We start from the raw sequence: 20,847 nt of genomic DNA on the forward strand, positions 1-20,847 counted from the left end.
GTCACGACACCTGCGAGTCGAGCTGGCGCCAAAGCGAGTCGACCAGCCGCGGCCAGTATTCGTCGTCCGGCTGGTAGGCGCCCGAAGTCGCCAGGAAAACCGCGTCCAGCAGCTTGTCCGCGGGCAGGCCGCCGACAGCCGCGCTGCGCGCGACGAAGTCCTCGATCAGCCCTTCGCGCATTTCCGAACCATCGATGGCGTGGGCCGCCACCATCGCCGCGAGCTGGTGGACGTCGGGCTCCTGGGTCTCCAACCGCAGGCAACGCCGGAGGAAGGCCGGGGGAAACTCTCGTTCCCCGTTGCTGGTGATGACGACGACCGGGAACGCCGAACACCGGACGCGCCCTTCGCGGATCTCCGCAGTGAAACCGGGATCCGCGGTGAACACCGTCGCTCGTTCTTGGTGCCGGACGTCGCGGGCCAGCTCGGGAATGGTGAATTCCCCGTCTTCGAACAACCCGAGCAGGTCGTGGGGAAGGTCGGACTCGGACTTGTCGAGCTCGTCGACCAGCAGCACGCGGGGCAGCCGGCGCGGCAGGAAGGCGGTACCCAGCTCTCCGAGCCGGAGGAACTCGCCGACCGGCGCGTCCCCCGGTGTCTGCTTCCGAGGTTCGGCAGCGGCGAGTTCCTTGCGAGCGGCCGCCGCCTGCACCCGGCCGATCGCGTCGTAGTCATACAGACCCGACTTGTACGTCGTGTGAGAAGTGATCGGCCAGCGCAGGACCCGGCCCAATCCCAGTTCCCGGGAAATGCGGTACGCGAGGCTCGACTTCCCGCTGCCCGGCCGCCCGGTGACCAGCAGTGGGCGGCGCAGGTAGAGCGCCGCGTTGACCATCTCCACTTCGTGCCGGTCGACGTGCCGCGTCGAATAGCTCAGCACCGTGCCGAGCTTTCGGTCGATTTCTCCGTCATCGGCGGGGAAGACGTCCCGTTCCGGCAGTTCAGCCCCTCGGAAGGTGCGCCAGGGGGGAGGCGGCGGCAGCAGGTCGGCGAGCCGGACGTCGTGGAGCGGACGGCCGGTGCCACGGTAGATCCACCAGTCCGGAGGGCTGTCCGGATGGGGCCCGCTTCGGGCGGTGTGGTCAGGAAGCTCACTCACGCTCGTCGGCACCTCCCTCGGGCGGCCCGATGATCCCGGTTTCGCCGACGGGAAGCAAGCGGTTCGGGTCGTCCCATAGCACCACCAGGTCTTTGACGACACCGTCGCCTTTAGACGCCTCCGGATTCCGGAACGCGTCCAGCCGTGACTTCCTCGTCAGGGTGGGCAAATCCCCCAGTCCCCCACTGCACCAGGCCAGCCAGACTACCACTTCGCGAACGGCTTCCGCAGGGGCCGAAGGGTGCCAAGCGATGACCGGCACGCCAGCACGCAGTGCCGGCAGAAGTTCATCGTGCTCGGAAATGGTGCTGACCGGCGGCGATTCGGTCAGCACGGCCATACCGTATTGCGCATCGCTCAAGCGTGCCTCGAGCCGATAGCGATCCTCGCGGTCACCAGGCTGACAAAAATACACCCGTTCGAAGGAATGATCGCGTACCCACGATGCCCACCGTCGGCGCCACGCCCGATGCCAGCGCGGCGACGCCATCCGTTCGAGCGGCCGGACGATCGTGAGATAACTGAAACACAGCGGTTTCGGAGAACCCGACGCACGGTCGGCGGACCAGTAGTGCACCGGGAGGTCGAGGAGACGCCGGGGGAGCACGAATTCGATCACGACGTCCGCAGCCTTGCCTGCCCATGCCTCCTCGGCCGCAGCGACCACCCGGTCGACGTACGACTCGAGTTCCGCGCAGCGGACCATCCAGGTTTCCCCGAGCGGCGGTGGCCAGACGCCCGCGTCGTCCTGCCGCCAGTAAGAAAGGCGGTACAGGTCGTCGTCGATGGCGTCCGGCCACACGACGATCATGAGGTGGAGGCGGCCCGGATCCGCCGTGTCCGGCTCCGGTTCCGCCCGGAGTTCCGCCAGCGCGTCTTCGAGCCGCAGCCGCCGGACCTGCCCCGCGAGCCACTCGCGGAGCTCCGCGGCGAGGTCCGGGCTGCTCTGGCGCGCAATCGCCTCGACGAAGATCAAGGGTGGCGGTAGCTCTCCCGGCGCGGCGTTGAAGTCCGCCAATCCGTAAAACGCTTCCGCGGCGTCCTGGTACTTCGGGACCGGGAACACGTACCTGGCCGCCCGCCGGACGGCTTCCCCCAGCCCGGGCGGCGCGAAACCGGCCAGCCGCTGAATCAGCCGCTCTTGTTCCGCCTCGGGCACCACCTCGTGCACCCGGAAGGCGGCCATCAATTCCCGCACCTCGGCACTTTCCCTGCTGCCGGGCCGGAGGAAGTCGAGTACGTCGGCCAGGCCGGCCAGCCCGCCCGCGAGCCGAGCGCACGCCGAGACGATTTCGATCAACTGATCGCGCCCCGCGAGCTGGTCCGAGAAGGTGAACGGGTGATCGAGCACTTCCCGCAGTTCGGCCACCATGAGGATGCGGATCGACTTGTCATCGGCGAAGCCGGCCGTCACGAGCACATCCACGAGCGCCCTGCGCAGGGCCAATCCGGGTCCGAGTTGCTCCTGCCTCGCCACCGGACGCACCACCTGCCCACCCCCGAGAAGCGCACTGAAGATCGTGAGTCTACCTGCCGAGGATGGCCGTGGCAGGGCAAAAGGTGGACACACCACCCCGGGCCGACCCGGCCGGTGAGCCATTGCTTCAGCCTTTCGTGAATCCCGAAGTAAACAATTTTCCGGCTAGCAGCGGAACGGCCACGAAAGCCCGCTCCCGGCTTCGTTGCGTAAACCCCGATGTGACGGAGAGAAGTCATCCGAAACTCCAAACGCGAGCCCGCAACCGGCGTAGGATGACGAGACCGTCGTGACGAAACCTCCGCTCACCAGGCGAAACGGTAAAAAGCCACCACCCGAGGAGACAACTACGAGGCGTGATATTTTCTCTGCCTCCCGTCCAGAGAGGACGGTCATGTGAGAGGGGACCAGCTCGATGCGATCGCCGGTGGGCGCCGGGCAACCGGGGGTCGAATCCAAACTCCTGGACCTGAGCTCGACACCACTGTCCGTACTTCGGACACTGGATTCAACATCCCTGCACCGGTCGGTCCGGCACGCCGTCGAGCGCACTGCACACATCCCGGTGACCGCGAGCGGGAGTGCCGGTGCCCAACGGGTCGAATAGCCCGGCACCAGGAGCACTGACCGTGCCCAGCACGGATGATGTCCCTCACGGCCCGGCGCACCACTGGCTTTCCTGGCAAGAGTTCGATCTCCTTGCGCGTTCCTCCGGCGGACCCGAGGCAGTCCGGCGGTTGCGGGCGGCCGAGCGCAGCCGCCGCCTGCTCCTGTTGCGCGGATTGATCGACGACACCGCGGCGAACCCGGAGCTGCACGCACCCCTGCCTTCGCCGAAGCTGGCATGGGAACTCCTGGAACGCGCAGAAGAAGCGGATCCGAGCGCCCTGGACGCCGTGCTTGTCCACCCCTACACGGGGAGCTGGGCCGGTCTGATCACTCGTGTCCTGCGCAACCCCGGAATCGACCCGCGACCCGTTTGGCTGCTTCTGGGCCACGTCCACTCGCTCGCCGCGGCGGCTGCGTTGCGAGCCGGCCTCGATTCCTTCCGCATTGCCGTGCCGGTGTGGAACGGCGACGTCGCACTGCCGACGCTGGGGGTCGCGCGGCTGCCCCGCACCGGGGAGTTCACCACCGCGGAGGTCTGTGTCCGGGAGGGGGAGATCGTGGTGACCGACGGGGTCGCGACGGTGCGGATCCCGTCGGAACCGGTCACCGATACACCGGGTTGGCTCGGACTGAGGACGTTCGAGCTGGTATCGGGCGGAAAACAGCTCACCCTGCGGCTCGACGACGTCGACCCCTATCGGGGGTTGTTCCGCCCGCTCGCGCCCGAGCGGCTGAGCGACGGCGATCTGAGCCATTGGCACGGCATGCTCTCCGAGGCCTGGCGTCTGCTGGTGACCCACGCTCCCGGGTTCGCCGACGCCTTGCCCATCGGTCTCGATTCGATCGTCCCCGAGCCGTCCTTCCCCTTCAGGTTGCCGAGTGCGTCGAGCGGCGAGGCGTTCGGCAGTGCGGTGATCTGTCGTCCCGACGATCCGGCCGCGCTCGCGGCGACGCTGTTGCACGAGTTCCAGCACATTCGGCTGGGTGGCCTGCTCCAGCTCGTCCGGCTGCACGACGACGACCGCAGGCAACGCATCTACGCGCCGTGGCGGGACGATCCCCGGCCGCTGGGCGGAGTGATTCACGGCATCTACGCCTTCTTCGGGGTCACGGCCTTCTACCGGGCCCTCAGTGCCGCTTGTCCCGACGACGACTTGGCCGCCTTCGAGTTCGCCCACTGGCGGCACCAGGTTTGGCACACGCTCGACGGGATCCGCAAGGACGACGCACTCACGGAGGCGGGCGACCGCTTCCTGGGCCAGGTAGCCGAAGCCGTACTGCCCTGGTTGGACGAGCCCGTGTCCCCAATGGCCGCACACTGGGCGGCGTGGGCCGCCATGGAACACCACGGCGGCTGGCGGTTGCGCCACTTCCGACCCGATTCCGGCTATGTCGCCGAACTGGCCGCGGCCTGGCGCTCCGGTCTTTCCTGTCCCGCACTCGCCTCCGCAGAACCCTCGCTGGTCACCGACCCCGACGGCGAGTGGTCCGAAGCGAGGATCGATCTGCTGCGCGTGCGGCTCGGGCCGGACGGCGAACGACGCGCGCGAGAGGTGTGGACCCAGGTGCCCGGACTGTCCGAGGCCGACTTCGCCTTGATCGACGGACGCGCCGAAGACGCAATCACCGAGTACCGCGCCGATCTACGGCGGGATCCGGACGCGCCCGGCTCGCTGATCGGACTGGGCTTGGCTCTGCGGCACGCCGGACAGCACCGGACCGCCGAGGTCCTCCTCGAGCGACCGGAACTGGTTCGCGCGGTGCATCGGATTCTGCGGGACGGGCCGCGGCCGTCGCCGTCACCGGAAGACGTCGCGCGCTGGATCGGCGCCTGACCGCTGGATCACAGGGGCGTAGGGTCGATGTCGCATTCGGCTCGAACCGATTCTTCGGCCGAGATGGTCGCGGAATGATCGGCCCGCAGCACCCGGCGATAGCGCGCGACGACGTCCTGGTGCTGGGCGTTCGCTTCCCGGTGTCGGCCCAGCCTGCGCAAGTCCAGAGCGCGGTTGAGGTGGACGGCCAGCGTCACCGGATGGTCTTCGCCGAGGATCCGGCGGGCCCGGGCCAGAGTCCGGGTGTCCTGGTCGAAGATCCGCTCCGAAGTCGCCCGACCTTCGCCGAGTGCAGCCCGGTTGTTCACGAGGTCGACCGCGGCCGCGATGGTTTGCGGGTGATCGGCACCGAGGATTGCCCGCAGGTCCTTGAACGCACGTTCGTCCCGCTTCTTCGCCTCCGCGGCGGCTCCGAGCCGGCGGAGCGTGACGCCGAGATCGATCTCCGCGATCAACGTGTGCGGGTGCTGCCCGCCGAGGCTCGCCCGGTAGAGCTCGACCGCCTGCCGGCCGAGCGCCCGTGCGCCCTCCAGATCGCCCGCGTACCGGAGGTCGATCGAATGCGCCAGCGCGCAGGGCAGTGTGCTCGGGTGCCGCGGCCCGTACCGGACCCGGAACCGGTCCAGTGCGCGTCGGGACAGCGCCAGCGCGGACGCGTGCAGTCCGTCTTTGCGCTGGGCGACCGCGAGGTGGTACTCGCGTCTGACCACGCCGGCGTTGTCTTCGCGGACGAGACGACGGACTCGTTCGACGACCTTCTGGAGTTCGACACGCGCCAGCGCGTAGTCCCCGCTCTCCCGCCGGCAGATCGCGAGGATGTTCAGAGTGCGGATGGTGGCGGCGTTGTCCGGGCCCAGAAGGTCGGCACAACGCTCGTAGGTGTCTTCACCGATTCGCCGCGCTTCGTCGTACTCTCCCGTCAGCAGGAGTGACACCACCAGATCGTGCGCGGCGGTCAGCGTCTTCGGATCGTTCACGCCCAGCAGAGACACCGCCTCGTTATAGGTCGCCAGGTTGAGCTGGCGGGCTCCGGCGAAGTCCCCGCGTGCCTTGAGCACCACCGCGACCGAAAGCTGGGCGTTCAGTGTCTGCACCGACCGCTGCCCGGCCGCCTCCTTCTGCTGATACAGGAGCAGAGTCCGGTTGTTGATGACCTCGGCCTCCTCGTATCGCCCGAGCACCCACAGGAAGTAGCCGAGCCGCTCCGATGCCTCCAACGTCAGCGGGTCACCTTCGCCGAACCGCTCCGTCCAAGCCTGGACAACCTCCTGGGCCAGCCGGGTCGCGCCCGCGTGGTCACCCCAGTAGTAGAGGAATTTGAGGAGGTTGATGACCAGCTCGCGGACCCAGTCGTCGTCGCAACCGATGACGTCGGCGGCTTCTATGTGCGGCAGCACGGCGTGGTACTGAGGCCAAAGTCGTGCGGCAGCCGGATCGCCGGGGTCGTGGTTGGCCAGCAGCAGGTGGGCGCTGTGCTGGATCTGCATCCGGTCCTCAGCGGAGATCCGGTTCCGCAGGACCAGCTGCACCAGCCAGTGCAGGTGCAGGTCGAGGGTGTCGCTGCGGTGGTCCACCTTGGCGAGCCCCCACCGGTTGATTTCCCGCAGTGCCTCGTCCAGCAGTGTCGGGTCGCGCATCGCGCGGTCCAGCTCCGGCGCGATCGAAACCCGCCGCACACCGGTGAACAGTCGGCGCGATATGGGCTCGGGAGCGAAGAACGCGCAAACCTGGAGCAGCTGGTGAGCGGCGGGATTGCGAATGCCGAGTTCGTCGAACGAGACGTTCCACGCCGCAGCGATCGGCACCTCGTACTCGGTCGGTGCGGAGGCGCTGACGATTTCGGTGACCTTCTCGTCGAACAGCCGCAGGTATTCGGCGACCGGCATACCGGTTTCCGCGCGCAGGGCTGCCGCCTGGGCCAGCGCCAGTGGCAGATCGCCGAGCCGGGACGCCAGCTGCTCGGCCTGGTCCGCGGTGAGCAGGGGATCGCGTCGTCGCAGCAGCTCTTCGCTTTCGCCGCGCGCGAACAGGCCGATGCCGATCGTGTGCGGCACTTCTTCGCGCCACACGGTGTCGCGGGTGGTGACGAGGATGCCGCCGGGTCCGTCGACGGGCAGGAACTGCCGGGTCGACTCCGGCGAGCCTGCCGAGTCGAAGACGAGAAGCCATCGGCGGTACGGTTCACCACGCCGGAGGGCGTCGATGACGGCGGGGACCGCGGTGAGCGTTTCCTCCGCACCCGGCAGATCGAGCTGCCGAGCCAGTTCGGTGAGCGAAGCCCGGATTTGCGTTTCCTGGGCAGCGCTGACCCACCACACCAGGTCGTAGTCATCCAGGTGGAGGTAGATGAACTCGGTGGCGACCTGGCTCTTGCCGAGACCACCCACCCCGAGCACCACCGCTCGGCCGTCTTCGGCGAGATCCGCCGACACGGCCCGGAGCAGGTCCCGTCTGCCGATGAATTCCGGGTTCCGCGCCGGCACCGCACCCCAGACGGCGGGTGCGTCAGTGGTCAGTTGTTTGACCCGGCGCAGCGAGTCCGCAGCTTCGTCTCGGACGTGGGCGACCATCGCGTCACCCGACGTGGCAGCTTCCCCATCGCCGGCGGTGCCGTCCGGCGCTGCACCGGCCGCGCGTTCGGTCTCGATCAGATTCAAGCGCTCGGCTCGGACCGTGTACGGCCCGGACAGAGCTTGCATGATCGCCCGCTCGAGCACGATGTCGGCCAGTTCCGTGCCGGCTTCGGGAATCGGTGTGTTATCCGGATCGTCGAGTGCGTTGACAATCCGACGCAGCACCGGATACCGGTCGCCGAACCGCCGGGTCGTGGCGAGCACGACCTCCGCGGTCTCCGACCGACGCCCGGCCGCCAGCAGTTCCGCCCGGATTTCGCCGGGGAAGTCGAACACTGTGCCTGCTTCGGGTTCGGCGGTCGCCGCCGCCTCGAGCAATCCGCTGGCGAACACCTCGGCCAGGTCCGCCGTCACCGCCTCGGGAACCAGCTCCGCCTGCACGAAACGCACGATCGGCAGGCTGACCGGTACGGCGGCGAGCAAAGTGCCCAACCGGAAGGCCACGCCTGACGCGGCCCCCCGGAACTGGCGGACACGTTCCCGGGCGGACGGCTTGGGCTCCGGCTCCTCCTCCCACCACGCCTCCGGCTGAGGCTCGCTGCGCGCCAGCAGAACCACCGCTTGCACTGGATCCGGCCTCGCCCTGGTCACCAGCCCGGTCCACCAGCCGAGCCAGCGAGCGTCCAGCTCGACCACCGGGACCGGAACTGCGCCCGCGCCCGCGGTCTCCGGGTCTTCGCCTGTCAGCCATGCGTCCGGCAGTTCGAGACCGTAGCGGCGGTTCGGTCGCATCGGCCCCGGCGTCGTGAGCCGCGCTTGGTGCAGCTGCGGTCCCGTGCGGCCCCATAGCCGTTGCGGAAGCAGGTGGACGATCGACACGGGCATCGAGCGTCCCCACTGCGCGAGGAGTGGCGACACCAGGTCGTGACGCCAGGCGTTCCCCATTCCGTCGGTCAGCACCATGAGCAACCGATGCCCCGACGGATCCAGCAGCTCGGCGGGGCGGCGCTCGGGCGCTCCCGGCGTGGCGCCGCGCAGGACGGGCCCACGGAACTCGTCGGCGATCCAGCCATCAGTCTCCAGCCGGCGGATTTGGACGCTGCGGAACGCCCCCAGCTGGTTCAGTACGGTCAAGAACGCGTTCACGGTCGGTTGCCACAGTGGCATGGACGGACTCGAGTCGACGACGACCGTCAGGTCGAACCCGCGGACCAGTGCCGGTTTCGTGGTAGGAAGCCAGAGCCGGTCCTGTGCTGCATTCTCCGCGGTCCGCTCCTCGTCGAGGACCAGGTCGTCGTGGTGGCGGGAGGGGCGGGTCTGTTTCAGGGGCCGCAGCGCACGGAGGATGCCGGCCGAGTCGGGAAGAGCTCTGGACGGTCCCGCGAGTGCCCGGCCGCCGGACGCGCGGAAGATCTCCGCGCTCTTGGCGAATCCCGCCACCAGGCGGTCGCCGGTCAGGTCGAGCGGAGGTATTGCCGGTCCGGCAGGCTCCTCGGGTGGGTCGAGCGGACCGTCGGCCGGTCCGGATTCGTCCGGCGCCGTCCCGGCCGGCTCGAACTCGGGATGGCTCCGTGGCTCCGCCTCACCGATCGCCATGGCGAGCCAGACCGCGTCGCCGAGTTCGCTCCAGTTCAGGTCGGCGACGGCCGGAACCTCCGGCGGTTCCGGCGCCACCTCAAGGCACCACTGAGCTGAGTTGCCGCCACAACGCTTCCACGAGCCGCGGCCAGGCCTCGTCCCCGGGCCGGTAGGCGCCGGACGTCGCCAGGTAGACCGCCTCGAGCAGCTTGTCGACCGGCAGGCCACCGAAAGCTTCGCTGCGGCTCACGAAATCCTCGATGATCCCGGCCCAGTCTTCGCCGTCGGCGTCAGCGAGGTGCGCCGCCACCATGGCCGCCAGCTGCTCGGCATCCGGCTCCTTCGTCTCGTACCTCAGGCACCGCCGCAGGAAAGCGGGTGGAAAGTCCCGCTCGCCGTTGCTGGTGATCACAACGATCGGGAACGCGTGGCACCGCACGCGGCCGCCCGAGATCATCGCGGTCGCGTCGGGATCGGCAGTGAACACTTCGACCACCGGCGTCCGCCGCGCCGCGCGGACCAGCTCGGGTATCTCGAACTCGCCGTCTTCGAAAACGCTCAGGAGATCGTTGGGCAAGTCGGCCTCGGACTTGTCCAGCTCGTCGATGAGCAGCACCCGCGGCAGTTTCCGCGGCAGGAACGCCGTTCCCAGCTCACCGAGCCTGACGAACTCCCCGATCGGCGGTTCTTCGGCCCCGCCGGCACCCGCCGCCGCCGCCCGTGCACCCGCCGCCTGCGCACGACCGATCGCGTCGTATCCGTACTGCCCGTTCTTGACGGTTGTCTGCGAAGTGATCGGCCAGCGCAATACCCGGCCCAGACATAGTTCCCTGGCGATGCGGAAGGCGAGGCTCGACTTGCCGCTGCCCGGTCGGCCGGTCACGAGCAGGGGACGGCGGAGGTATAGGGCGGCGTTCACCATGTCGATTTCGTGGACGTCGGCCCTCGGCACGGACGCCACCCGGCCGAGCCGCCGTTTGGTCTCCCCGTCGTCGGCCTCGACGACGGTCTCGTCCGGCGCCGGCATACCGTCGAACTTGCGCCACGGCGGAGGTTTCGGCAGCCGCAGGGCCGAATGCGGATCCGGCACGCCGGTGCCGCGGTAGACCCACCAGTCCGGCGGACTTTCAGGGACTACGATCTCGTTCATCGGCAATCACCGCCGACGAAGCCGGACCGAATTTCGGGGCGTCGAGAAAAACCAGTCTGCTCGGATCGTCCCAAAGCACGACGAGATTCTTCGCCAAGCTCAAGTCCAGCGGGACGGTGACTTTCCGGAACGCCGCTCGTCGGGATTTCTGCACCCGGAGGGGAAGATCGCTGAGACCACCGCTGTCGACCAGCCACGTGACCACCTCTCGCAAAAGATCGAGCGAAGCCTCGGGGTGCCATAGTAGTGCCGGCAGACCGGACCGCAATCCTGCGGCGAGGCCGTCTTCTCCGGGCCGTGGCCGCGAGGCAGGCGCCTCCGCGAGCACGAGGACCACCCATTGCTCATCACTGAGGATGGCGTCCAGCCGGTGCGGTTCCCCGGTGTCTTCGGAAGTGCAGAAATACACCCGATCGGCCGAAGGATCGGCCATCAACGCTTCCCAGCGCACCCGCCAGGCGCGGTGCCACTGCCGGGAACGCATCCGTTCCAGGGACCGCACGACGATCGGGTAATCGAGGAACAGCGGCCGTGGATCACCGGAATCGTGTTCTTTGCACCAGAGATGGACCGGAAGCGTGAGCAGCGCACGGGGCAGGACGAATTCCAGGGCGACCTCACCGCGGTGCTCCGACCACGCTTGTTCGGCCTCCACCACCAACCCGTCGACGTGTCGTTCGAGCTGGTCGTTCGCGACCGTTTCGATACCCCCACGGGCGGGGGGCCATTCGGCTGAATCCTCCTGCCGCCAGTACGAAACAAGGTGACGGCCGGGGTCGATACCATCCGGTTGGACGACGATCATCAGGTGCAGCCGCGCTTTCTCCTGCGACTCGGGTTCGGGCTGCGCGCGCAGAACGGCCAGCCGCTCCTCCGCTTGGAGCCGCCGTGCCTGGCCGGTGTTCCAGCGCCGCAGCTCGTCCCCGAGTCCCCGAGTGCACTTGGCCGCGATCAGTTCGACAAACGCCAGCGCGGGCGGCAGGCCGTCGGCTGGAGCATTCAGGTCGGACAGCGCGGCGAAAGCGCTCCAAGCGTCCCGGGTTTCGGCCGGAGCTTCGGCCGAGCCCGCGGCCCGCCGCACCAGAGTGGCGAGATTCGGCGGGACCAGTCCCGACAGAGCCGACCGGAGCCACACCAGCTCGTTGTCCGGCAGCAGGTCGTGCATGCGCGGCTGGCGCACCAGCCGCCACACGGCGTCGGTTTCCGGCGAGTCGGGCCGCATCATCCTGACCGCGCCGGCGAGTGCCTCCAAGCCACCATCGACTTTCGCGCACGCGTTCACGACCTCGATGAGGTGGTCGCGTCCGGTCGCCTGCTCGGGAACCGTCAACGGGAAACCGAGGTCGGCACAGATCAGGTCGAGCAGCAATGCGCGTCCCGCTGGATCAACAGCCAGGCCGGCCGTCGCCAATTCGTTCACGATTGCTTCGCGGACCGCGATCCGGGTGCCCGGCCGGGCTCGGAACTCGGGGCCGTAGGCCCGTTCACCGGCCGACACTCGACGAACCCCCTCTCGCCGGCACCTGCCGAGAATGGGGAGTCTACCCAGCAGGCTCAGCAGGAAAAGGGGCAAAAGCTGGACAACAACCAGCCGGTCAGCGATCCGGCCACGCGTCGATGATCGCTGCCAGCGCCGCGACCTGCGGGGAGTCCGGCTCGATAGTCCGGACCGCTCCGAGGAGGTCGGCCAGCCCGTCGTCGAAGCGCTGGCACGTCCGAACCAAGGCGATGACGTGCAGGCGATCTTCGGCGTGGTACGGCACCACGTCGGCGATTTCCCGGCGGCCGAACAGTTCGAGCAGCAGTCGCCGGCTTTCGGGCTTGCGCACGCACGGCACCGCCAGCAGTGCTTCGACCAACGCCGCGAGCGCTTCGTGCTTGGTCATCTTCGGCGCGGCCACCACCGCGCCGTTGACGGTGCCGAGGAGACGCAACCACGCCCACGCGGCGTTCTCCCCGGGTTTGACCTTGACCGGAATGCGGCGGTAGGCCTTCGGGTCGGCGGCCGGGTCGTGGCACACCACCTCTTGGTACATCAGCTCCGAGGCGATCAGTGCCAGGTCCGCCTTCGACTCCTTCTGGGCCCCTTTCGCCTCCGGGGCGTCGAGGATGCGGAACGTGAAACTCACCGCCCGGCTCACCGATCCGTGGCTGCCCTGGGCCACTTCGCCCGCGTGCAACGCCATGCGGAGGTGGATCTGCGCCTCGGGTGCGCGCAGGTGGTTGTAGCGGCACAGCTCGTCACGCATCCGCGAAGGCAGCTGGGCGACCAGGTCCGCCTTCGCGATCTCCGGAGGCAGCAGGATCATCGCGCCGTCGCCGGTGTTCTCCACGAAACACACGTCCCACGGCAAGCCGGTCTCCGCGAACGTCGTGCGCAGGACCCGCCACAAGCCGTCGTGGACCTCGCGCAGGTGCGCCATGGTCCGGTTCGGGTTGTTGTAACCGGCGATGTCGACAGCCATGATCGTCCGGTGTAGCGCGGCCGCATAGGAATGCACGACCCACCTCCCCACGTCCGCCGCTCATTGTCCCAGACCCATGCACGCTCGGCCATGTTCGCGCTGGGCGTTACGCGGAAACCGGACCTTCTTGACCTTGTTTCGTCCATAATTCGGCGTGCCCACGAGACGCCTGCACCTGGTGAGCGCGGATGAGGACCACCGCGTCTCGACCATCGAGCTCTTCTTCGACCTGGTCTTCGTCTACGCCATCACCCAGACCACCCAGCTGATGGCCGACCACCTGAGCCCCACCGGGGTGGTGCAGGGGGTGGCCATGCTCGCGGTGCTGTGGTGGTGCTGGTGCAGCTATGCGTGGCTCGGGAACACCATCCACGTCGACCACGGGATCGCGCGGCTGGCCATGTTCGGCGCGATGGCGGTGATGTTCCTGGTGTCGCTGACCATCCCCGAAGCCTTCGTCGACCACCCCGGCGGGTTGTTCGCACCCGTGCTGTTCGTCGTCTGCTACGCGCTCGTGCGGCTGCTGCACCTCGTTGCCTACCTGGGTGCCGCGAAGCACGATCCGGGGTTGCGGCGGGTGCTGCTCAAGATGTTCGTCGGGCTGCTGCCCAGCGTCGTCCTGCTCGGCGTGGCCGCGTTCCTGAGCGGGCCCTGGCAGCTGGGGTTGTGGGTCGTGGCGCTGCTGGTCGACTACCTCAACGTCTACCTCGCCGGGCCGGACGGGTGGCGGCTGAACTCGCCCGCGCACTTCGCCGAGCGGTTCGGGCTCATCGTGATCATCGCGCTCGGCGAGTCGATCGTCGCCATCGGGATCGGGATCGGGGCGCTGCCGATGTCGTGGCTGATCACCGGGGCCGCCGTGTGCGGGCTGGGGCTGGCGGCCGGGATGTGGTGGACCTACTTCGACGTCGTCGCGCGCGTCTCCGAGCACCGGCTCACCCAGGCCACCGGGACCGAGCGCACGAAGCTCGCCACCGACTCCTACACCTTCCTGCACCTGCCGCTCATCGCCGGCATCGTGCTGGTCGCCCTCGGGCTGAAGAAGGCGTTCCTCTACATCGCCGACACCGAGCACCACACGCCCGGCGAAGCGCTGCACGGCGTGCCGATCTGGACGCTGACCGGTGGCCTCGCGCTCTACCTGATCGCGCTGAGCGCCCTGCGCAAGCGCAACCTCGGCAGCTGGAACGTCCAGCGGGTGGTCCTCGGGGTACTGCTGGTCGCGGCGACGCCGTTGCTGGAGCACGTGCCCGCCGCGGCGCTGCTGCTGCTCGTGGCCGCCGCGGTGCTCGGGCTCATCACCTTCGAGCGGCTCCGCTTCGGCGAGTGGCGGCGGAAGGTGCACGCCGAACACTCATAGCAACTGCGGGCCGACGACCGACAGCAGCTGTAGCTTCTCCGCGTCCTCGCTGCCGGGCGTGGCGGTGAACACCAGCAGTACCTGCGCGAGGTCGTCGGTGAAGAGCAGCTGGCAGTCGAGCGCGATCTCGCCGAGGCTCGGGTGCACGATCGTCTTCCGCCGCTCGGACGGTACCGCGACTTCGTGCGCTTCCCACAGCTGCGCGAACTCCGCGCTCTTCGCCGTGAGCAGCCCGGCCAGCTCGGTGGCCCGGCGGTCGGTCGCGCTCGCGGCGCGCAGGCTCGCCACCAGGAACCGGGCGTGGCCGGGGCGCGCGGGCTCCGGGTAGATCCGCTGCTCGGCGGGGTCGGTGAACCACCGGTAGACCGCACTGCGCGCCGGACCGCGGTGCTGGGTTTCGTTGCCGAGCAGCGCCTCGGCCGGCCGGTTCTGCACGAGCGTCTCGCCGAGGTTCGACATCACCTGCGCCGGCGTGTCGTGCAGCCGGTCCAGCACACGCATCAGCGGCGGGCTGACGTGGTCCGTTCGCGACAGGCGGGCCGGCGCGGTGTGCCCGGCCAGCCGGAACAGGTGGTCGCGCTCGTCCAGGGTGAGCCGCAGCCCGCGGGCGATCGCCGCGAGCATCTGCTCCGACGGCCGCGGCCCGCGCTCCTGCTCGAGCCGCGTGTAGTAGTCGGCCGACATGCCCGAAAGCGTCGCGACCTCCTCGCGGCGCAGCCCGGCCGTGCGGCGGCGCTGCCCCGGCGGCAGCCCGACGTCGTCCGGGCGCAGGGCTTCCCGGCGGCGGCGCAGGAAGTCGGCGAGCGCGGTGCGGTCCACGTCGTCGATTATCGGCGTCCGCCCGGCCGGTGCCAGGGATCGCCGATCCCCCGATCGGCGCGCTCTGCCGCACCCCGGCCGGCGCGGTGACGCTGGGCGCATGACCACCTACCTCGTCACCGGGGCCGGCAGCGGCCTCGGCGCCATCGTCGCCCGCGAACTCGCCGCCACCGGGGCCCGTGTCGTGCTGGCCGTCCGTGACCCCGCCCGCGTCACGCCCCCGCCGGGCGCCACCGAAGTCCGGCGGCTCGACCTCGCCGACCTCGCCTCGGTGCGCGAGTTCGCCACCGGCTGGCGGGGTGAGCTGGACGTCCTGATCAACAACGCGGGCGTGATGGCCGTGCCGTACGCGAAGACCGCCGACGGCTTCGAGACGCACATGGCCGTCAACCACTTCGGCCCGTTCCTGCTGACGAACCTGCTCCGGCCGCACCTCACCGGCCGGGTCGTCACGGTCTCCTCGAACCTGTCCCGGCGCGGGCGGCTGCGGCTCGACGACCTGAACTGGGAGCGCCGCCGGTATTCGCCGCTGGGCGCCTACGCCCAGTCGAAGCTCGCGAACCTGCTGTTCACCCAGGAACTCCAGCGGCAGCTGGCCGAATCCGGCAGCGCGGTCCGGGCCGTCGCCGCCCATCCCGGCGTCGCGCGGACCGGGATCGACCGGCACTTCGGCGGTGTCCAGGCCGTCCTGCTGAAAACGCTTTACCCGCTGATCGCGCAGAAGAAGGCCGAGTACGGCGCCCTCCCCATCCTGTTCGCCGCGACCGGAGACGTCCCCGGCAACGCCTACGTCGGCCCGGGCGGCCGGTCGGGCGGACAGCCCCGGCTCGAACGGCGACGCCCGGCCGTCGGCGCCCGCGAGCTGTGGGAAATCTCGGCCCGGCTGACGCGCGTCTGAACCCGCACTGGCGCTATCCCGGCGCGCGGGTTAACCTACTCGCGAGTAGGTAACGGGATGGAGGGCCACATGGCTGCGCCAAGGAAACGGGACGCGATGGGCTGGGGCCTGTCCGCGCTGACCCGGCTGGCCGGGAGCAAGGTCGTCGATCGGGCCGGGCTGCGCAAGCCCCTCGAAGGCCTGGTCACCGCGGGGACACGCAACGGCTTCCGCGTCGCCGGCGCGGCGACCCGGTCGTTCAAGTCGGTGCAGAAGCTGGGCAAGCCCGCCCGGCTCACGCCGGCCGCCGACACCGGGCTGTTCGACCTCACGCCGACCGAGGACCAGCAGCTCATCGTCGAAACGGTGACCGAGTTCGCCGCCGAGCAGCTGCGGCCGGCCGCCGCGGACGCCGACGCCAAGCTCGAGGCGCCCGAAGGCCTGCTGAGCCGGGCCGCCGAGCTGGGCATCAGCCTGGTCGGCATCCCCGAGGAGCTCGGCGGCATCGGCACCGAACGCTCGGTGGTGACCAACGCGCTCGTCGCGGAAGCGCTGGCCCACGGCGACCTCGGCCTGGCCGTGGCCGTGCTGGCGCCGTCCGCGGTGAGCACCGCGCTGGTCAGCTGGGGCGACGAGCAGCAGCAGGCCGACTACCTGCCCGCGTTCACCGGCGAGCACGTCCCGGCCGCGGCGCTGGCCCTGCAGGAGCAGAAAGCGCTCTACGACCCCTTCAAGCCCGCCACGAAGGCGCGCCGCACCCCGAAGGGCTACCAGCTCGACGGCGTCAAGTCGCTGGTCCCGCGGGCGACGCAGGCGGAGCTGTTCGTCGTGTCGGCCGATCTCGAAGGCCGTGGTCCGGCGCTGTTCCTCGTCGAGTCGTCGAACGCCGGGGTGTCCATCGAGGCCGAGCCGGCGATGGGCCTGCGCGGCGCCGCGACCGGCAAGCTGCACCTCGAAGGCGTGCACCTGCCCGCGGGCGCGCTGCTCGGCGGCGGCAAGGCGGACGTCTTCGCCGAGGTCGTCCGGCTGTCGCGGCTGGGCTGGGCGGCGCTGGCCGCCGGCACCGCGAAGGCCGTCCTCGACTACGTCGTCCCCTACGTCAACGAGCGGACCGCGTTCGGCGAGCCGATCAGCCACCGGCAGGCGGTGGCGTTCTCGGTCGCCGACATCGCGATCGAGCTGGAGGGCCTGCGGCTGGTGACGCTGCGCGCGGCGGCGCGGGCCGAGCAGGGCAAGTCCTACGCCCGTGAGGTCGCGCTGGCACGGAAGCTGGCCGTGGACAAGGGCATGCAGATCGGCAACGCGGGCGTGCAGCTGCTCGGCGGGCACGGCTTCGTCAAGGAGCACCCGGTCGAGCGCTGGTACCGGGACCTGCGGGCCATCGGCGTCATGGAAGGCGCCGTCCTTCTCTAGGCTTCGGAAAGGCTTTGGACCATGATCAACCTGGAAGTCCCCAAGAAGGCCGGCGCGCTGATCAACCAGGCGTACCAGGCCGCGGCCGAGGTGTTCCGGCCGATCTCGCGCAAGTACGACCGCGCGGAACACACGTACCCGAGCGAGCTCGACATGTTCGCGGCGCTGCTGGACGGCTTGAATTCGTCCGGCGAGGGCGGCGCGGGCGCGGCGGGTGTGCGGCGGTCCGGCAAGGACGATTCGGCCAAGGGAAATCGCAACGGCGCCAACCTGAACGTCGTCCTCGGCACGATCGAGATGTGCTGGGGCGACGTCGGCCTGCTGCTGTCGATGCCGCGTCAGGGCCTCGGCAACGCGGCGATCGGCTCGGTGGCCACGGACGAGCAGCTCGAGCGCTTCTCCGGCATGTGGGCGGCGATGGCGATCACCGAGCCGGCCTTCGGTTCGGACTCGGCGGCGGTCAGCACGACGGCCCGCCTCGACGGCGACCACTACGTGATCAACGGCGAGAAGATCTTCGTGACCTCAGGCGAGCGCGCGGACGCGGTGGTCGTCTGGGCGACGCTGGACAAGAGCAAGGGCCGTGCGGCGATCAAGTCGTTCGTGGTGGAGAAGGGCACGCCGGGCTTCGAGGTGGTGCGCACCGAGCACAAGCTCGGCATCCGCGCTTCGGACACGGCGGTACTGCGCTTCGAGAACTGCCGCGTGCCTCGCGAGAACCTGCTGGGCACCCCGGAAATCGACACGGCCAAGGGTTTCGCGGGCGTCATGCAGACGTTCGACAACACCCGCCCCCTGGTGGCGGCGATGGCGATCGGCGTCGCCCGCGCGGCCCTCGACGAGACGCGCGAGATCCTCACGTCCGCCGGCATCACCATCGACTACGACCGCCCGGCGAACAGCCAGCACGCGGCCGCGGCGGAATTCCTCCGCCTGGAGGCGGACTACGAGTCGGCGTACCTGCTGACGCTGGAATCGGCGTGGATGGCGGACAACCGCCAGCCGAACTCACTCCAGGCGTCGATGGCCAAGGCCAAGGCGGGGCGCTCGGTGGTGGAGATCGCGCTGAAGTGCGTCGAGCTCACCGGGGCGTACAGCGAAGAGTCGCTGCTCGAGAAGTGGGCTCGGGACGCGAAGATTCTGGACATCTTCGAGGGGACGCAGCAGATTCAGCAGCTGATCGTGGCGCGTCGGATCCTCGGGAAGTCTTCGGCTGAGCTGAAGTAAGCGGCAGGGCCGCCCCGGCAATCGGGGCGGCCCTGCCGACATCTCAAGCGATCTGGTCGTCCAGGAACTCGTCCAGATACCGCCACGTCGTTCCCCGGGCCTTCCGCCCCGTCAGGACGCCCAGATGCCCGCCCGGCGCCGTCTTGAAGCGGACCTCGGGGGCCTTGTCCAGCAGCTCCACCACGCGCTCCACCGATGGCCTCGGCGCGATCGTGTCGTTCTCGCCCGCCACCACCATGGTCGGCACCCGGACCGAGGACAGCGAAATGATCCGGCCGTTCAGGTCCACCTTGCCCTCCGCCAGGTCGTTCGTGCGGAACAGGCGGTGGTACAGCTGGCCGAACGTGCGGCCCGGGTACGCGTACATGTTGCTCATGAAATGGTCGACGGCCTCGATCTGGGCCAGGTAGTCGCGGTCGTCGAGGTGGGACAGGATCGCCAGGGGCTTGGTGATTTCCTTGCTGATGCCCGTCGCGCGGAACACGCGGCTGACCAAATAGGACGGTGCGCCGCCGAAGACGCGGTAGATGGGCGTTAGCAGGTGGCCGCCGGTCAGGTCCACCAGGGGGCGGAACGGTGCCACGATCGGGATGGCCGTGAAGTCGACCGGGGAGCCGATCGCCGTGATCGAGGCGATCGGGAGGTCCGGCTGGTCGGCGTTCACCAGCAGCGAGAAGATCCCGCCCAGCGACCACGACACCAGGTGCACGTCCTGGCCGCCGGCGTCCGCGCTCACGCGGCGGATCGCGCGCGGGAGGACCTCGTCGATCCAGTGCTCGATGCCCAGGCGGCGGTCCGAGAACGCCACCATGCCGTAGTCGACGAGGTAGGTGTTGCGGCCGCCGTCGATCAGGTGCTCGATGAGGCTGCAGCCGCGACGCAGGTCGAAGCAGATCGCCGGAGCCGCCAGCGGGGGCACCAGGAGGATCGGCGGCCCGGACACCGTGCCGCCGCTGTGGGTCATCCGGTATAGCGAGCGGTTGGGTCCCTGGTCGATCAGCACCCGCGGCATCGGGCGCAGGTCGGCGACGCCGCCGTGCAGCACCTTGCTGACCACGTTCGACGCCGCGGCGGCCAGCCGTGCGGGTGGTGAAATCATCTGCTCGTGCCTCCCGAAACCGATCCGGGGCAATCTTGCCGGGCCGGGCGGGCGGACTCAACATCGGCACACCCGCAAGCACCCGGCAAGCACGTCCAATTCGGACGGTCGCTAGTCCGTCCGAGTTACCCCGGGCCCGCTCTCCGCGGCGCGGGCTTCGTACGCCGCGCGGGCCGGGGAATGGGCTGCTGAAGCCAAAAGCCGATCCGCCTTCAACGCCCGCGAGAACGCTTCGCCCGCCCGCCGCGGCAGCAGCCGCGTGAGCTTGCCCATAGTGCCCAGCGAGCGGGGCACGAAAACGTCGAAACGAGGTTTGCGCAGCGCGGATACGATGGCGTCCGCCACATCTTCCGGCCGCACGGACTTGAAGAACTTCGCCTCGGCGAGGCCGCTCGCCAGCTCCGTCCGCACGATGCCCGGCATCACGCACGAGACGTGGACACCGCTGCCGTGCAGCTCCAGGTGCACCGCCTCGGACAGCCCGACGACGGCGTGCTTGGTGGCGCAGTAGGTCGCCGCGCCGGGGAAGCCGGCCTTGCCCGCGAACGACGCGATGTTGACGATGTGCCCGGACCGCCGCGGCCGCATCCGCCGCACCGCCTCGCGCGTGCCGTGGATGACGGCGTGCAGGTTGATCTCCAGCTGACGCCGGGTCGTCGCGTCGCTCTCCGTCTCGAGGTCGCCGAGCGGCATGATGCCGGCGTTGTTGATCAGCACGTCGATTCGGCCGTGGCGGCGTTCGACCTCGTCGAGGAACGCGGTGAAGCCGCCGAGGTCGGTGACGTCCAGCGGCAGCGCGTCGGCGCCCAGCTCGCCGGCGGTCTTCTCGGCCCGGACCTGGTCGACGTCGCCGATCACCACCTTCGCGCCCAGCCGGGCCAGCGCCGACGCGGTCGCCGCGCCGATCCCCTGCCCGCCCCCGGTGATCACCACGACCTTGCCCGCGAGTTCCATGCCGACTCCTTCGTCTGTTGGCACCGCGTCAACAGTGTCGCCCCTGAAGCGGGACGGCGCCACTCCCCGGGGCAATTTCAGTGGGATTCCCGAGGCGACGACCGGTCCGCCGTTCCTAGCCTGGCGACATCCGAACCGCAAAGGAGACGGACATGCGCTTGTCCCACATTTTCGCGGCCACGGCACTGGGGATTTCCACCGTGGCGGTGGCGCCGGCCGCTGGCGAAGGAACTGCCCGCGTACATGCTGCCGCGGCGGGTCGAGGTGCTGCCGAAGCTGCCCCGGTCGGTCAACGGCAAGTTCGACCGCGTC

Annotated in this window: 14 protein-coding genes; 5 read left to right on the forward strand and 9 right to left on the reverse strand. The window is 69.5% G+C overall.

The features are described 5' to 3' along the window. Nucleotide 1 precedes the first annotated feature (1 nt). Together ACWDN5_RS29650 and ACWDN5_RS29655 are read right to left on the reverse strand one after the other, a co-directional pair. On the reverse strand, nt 2–1,099 hold the full coding sequence (locus tag ACWDN5_RS29650) for an AAA family ATPase (protein ID WP_449678598.1): 1,098 nt from the start codon (nt 1,097–1,099) through the stop codon (nt 2–4). After that, nucleotides 1,092–2,576, reverse strand: a complete 1,485-nt coding sequence (locus ACWDN5_RS29655) for a VMAP-C domain-containing protein (RefSeq protein WP_449678599.1) — start codon at nt 2,574–2,576, stop codon at nt 1,092–1,094. The genes ACWDN5_RS29650 and ACWDN5_RS29655 overlap by 8 nt, the downstream gene beginning before the upstream one ends. 629 nt (nt 2,577–3,205) lie before the next feature. Here ACWDN5_RS29655 and ACWDN5_RS29660 point away from each other — a divergent pair. Next, a complete protein-coding gene (locus ACWDN5_RS29660; protein ID WP_449678600.1) occupies nt 3,206–5,020 on the forward strand; it encodes an aKG-HExxH-type peptide beta-hydroxylase in 1,815 nt (604 codons plus the stop codon). Nucleotides 5,021–5,028: 8 nt separating this feature from the next. Here the strand turns inward: ACWDN5_RS29660 and fxsT are convergent, their stop codons facing one another. The 4 genes from fxsT to ACWDN5_RS29680 all read right to left on the reverse strand — a co-directional run bounded on the left by fxsT (nt 5,029) and on the right by ACWDN5_RS29680 (nt 12,786). Further along, a complete protein-coding gene (gene fxsT, locus ACWDN5_RS29665; RefSeq protein WP_449678609.1) occupies nt 5,029–9,267 on the reverse strand; it encodes an FxSxx-COOH system tetratricopeptide repeat protein in 4,239 nt (1,412 codons plus the stop codon). 1 nt (nt 9,268) lies between these two features. Continuing rightward, nucleotides 9,269–10,321, reverse strand: a complete 1,053-nt coding sequence (locus tag ACWDN5_RS29670; RefSeq protein ID WP_449678601.1) for an AAA family ATPase — start codon at nt 10,319–10,321, stop codon at nt 9,269–9,271. Further along, the gene (locus ACWDN5_RS29675; protein WP_449678602.1) at nt 10,299–11,741 is read right to left on the reverse strand and encodes a VMAP-C domain-containing protein; all 1,443 of its coding nucleotides are present in this window, start codon (nt 11,739–11,741) and stop codon (nt 10,299–10,301) included. The genes ACWDN5_RS29670 and ACWDN5_RS29675 overlap by 23 nt, the downstream gene beginning before the upstream one ends. Before the next feature lie 175 nt (nt 11,742–11,916). Next, complete coding sequence (locus ACWDN5_RS29680; RefSeq protein WP_449678603.1) at nt 11,917–12,786, reverse strand: effector-associated domain 2-containing protein; 870 nt, start codon at nt 12,784–12,786, stop codon at nt 11,917–11,919. 154 nt (nt 12,787–12,940) lie between these two features. Between ACWDN5_RS29680 and ACWDN5_RS29685 the strand changes: the two genes are divergently transcribed. After that, the gene (locus ACWDN5_RS29685) at nt 12,941–14,146 is read left to right on the forward strand and encodes a low temperature requirement protein A (protein WP_449678604.1); all 1,206 of its coding nucleotides are present in this window, start codon (nt 12,941–12,943) and stop codon (nt 14,144–14,146) included. Here ACWDN5_RS29685 and ACWDN5_RS29690 read toward each other — a convergent pair. Continuing rightward, the gene (locus tag ACWDN5_RS29690) at nt 14,141–14,965 is read right to left on the reverse strand and encodes a helix-turn-helix transcriptional regulator (RefSeq protein ID WP_310973326.1); all 825 of its coding nucleotides are present in this window, start codon (nt 14,963–14,965) and stop codon (nt 14,141–14,143) included. The genes ACWDN5_RS29685 and ACWDN5_RS29690 overlap by 6 nt on opposite strands. 100 nt (nt 14,966–15,065) lie before the next feature. On the opposite strand from ACWDN5_RS29690, the gene ACWDN5_RS29695 reads away from it, so the two are divergent. The 3 genes from ACWDN5_RS29695 (at nt 15,066) to ACWDN5_RS29705 (ending at nt 18,482) form a co-directional block, all read left to right on the forward strand. Further along, on the forward strand, nt 15,066–15,863 hold the full coding sequence (locus ACWDN5_RS29695; RefSeq protein WP_449678605.1) for an SDR family NAD(P)-dependent oxidoreductase: 798 nt from the start codon (nt 15,066–15,068) through the stop codon (nt 15,861–15,863). A gap of 96 nt (nt 15,864–15,959) precedes the next feature. Next, on the forward strand, nt 15,960–17,255 hold the full coding sequence (locus tag ACWDN5_RS29700; RefSeq protein WP_310974160.1) for an acyl-CoA dehydrogenase family protein: 1,296 nt from the start codon (nt 15,960–15,962) through the stop codon (nt 17,253–17,255). 21 nt (nt 17,256–17,276) lie between these two features. Next, nucleotides 17,277–18,482, forward strand: a complete 1,206-nt coding sequence (locus ACWDN5_RS29705) for an acyl-CoA dehydrogenase family protein (protein WP_449678606.1) — start codon at nt 17,277–17,279, stop codon at nt 18,480–18,482. Nucleotides 18,483–18,525: 43 nt separating this feature from the next. Here the strand turns inward: ACWDN5_RS29705 and ACWDN5_RS29710 are convergent, their stop codons facing one another. Together ACWDN5_RS29710 and ACWDN5_RS29715 are read right to left on the reverse strand one after the other, a co-directional pair. Next, a complete protein-coding gene (locus ACWDN5_RS29710; protein ID WP_449678607.1) occupies nt 18,526–19,581 on the reverse strand; it encodes an alpha/beta hydrolase in 1,056 nt (351 codons plus the stop codon). Between the two features lie 111 nt (nt 19,582–19,692). Further along, nucleotides 19,693–20,535: an SDR family oxidoreductase gene (locus ACWDN5_RS29715; RefSeq protein ID WP_449678608.1), complete on the reverse strand. Its 843-nt coding sequence runs from the start codon at nt 20,533–20,535 to the stop codon at nt 19,693–19,695. Between the last annotated feature and the right edge of the window lie 312 nt (nt 20,536–20,847).

This window comes from Amycolatopsis sp. NPDC003731 (assembly GCF_053586895.1).